Here is a 1,035-nt window from a genome sequence, read left to right on the forward strand (position 1 = left end):
AATTTATATACATAATTATTTTGTTTTTGATATTATTAATGATTTTTATGCTTATTAATCCAGAAACAGCAAAGTATATATCAGGATTTTCTTTAGTGATTTCCATACTTACATTTTTGACGAATATGTATTATAACGGTAAAGCCGAAGAGCATAAAAGAATTTCAAATACCCCACTATTTTTGTTTGATAGCACTAAATACTCATTTGAATTAAGTGAAGATTTTGTAAAGAATAGCATACAGATAGACATCTTTAACTTTAGTAATGAATCGTCAGTAGTAACAAATAATAATGCCAAAGCACATTTTATAGGCAAAAATAAAAATTTTATATATTTAAAAAATGTTGGTGGAGTAGCTAAGAATGTAATTGTTGAGTCTGAAGTCATTTGGGATAAGGATGAATTTAAAACTCACAAGCAAAGATTTATATTTGAAGATTATAAAAGAGAATTGAGTTGTAATGACAATATATGTCACCTTTATTCAGAGCATGACAAATGGGGATTTTCAAATAAGGAAATTATTTACAACACACATACAAAACAAATGAAAATAAAAGGTGTTTCTAAAGACAATGATCTATTAGTTGGTGTACCAACTGAATTTAGTTATGCTATTAATTTCTATTTATTCGGTTATATTGTCACACCACCGAAATTACTTGTAAAGATAAAGGGTGAAAGCCTTTTAGGAGATAAGTTTACAGACGAAATTGAAATTCGAATCCAAATGTCCAAATTTAGTTATCCCTTTATTAAAGCGGAGATTACATTATCTGCTTGAAATAAAGTGATACTTATTAAAAAAGCCCATTAATTTATCATTAGCAGAAGCCTATCATAAGTGATGGGGGTATTTGAGACATCAATACTAATTAATTTGTTGATAATTCAATTTTTAATTCTTGTTGATTTTGTATGATTTTACAAGAAATAAAAAATTGAATTACTCTATTGAGTTTTATGCAACAAGCGCTATAATGACTGTATACCTTGACTTATGTAAATTAAATAGGAACAATAAGTTATAT

1 protein-coding gene is annotated in these 1,035 nt (G+C 26.7%); it reads left to right on the forward strand.

Going from position 1 to position 1,035, the window contains the following annotated elements; translation table 11 throughout:
• Nucleotides 1-788, forward strand: a 788-nt coding sequence (locus tag CD138_RS13340) for a hypothetical protein (RefSeq protein ID WP_103266020.1), incomplete at its 5' end; no start/stop codon positions are given.
• Nucleotides 789-1,035 lie beyond the last annotated feature (247 nt).

The sequence above is a fragment of the Staphylococcus intermedius NCTC 11048 genome, from assembly GCF_002902385.1.
GTDB classification, from domain to species: Bacteria; Bacillota; Bacilli; order Staphylococcales; family Staphylococcaceae; genus Staphylococcus; species Staphylococcus intermedius.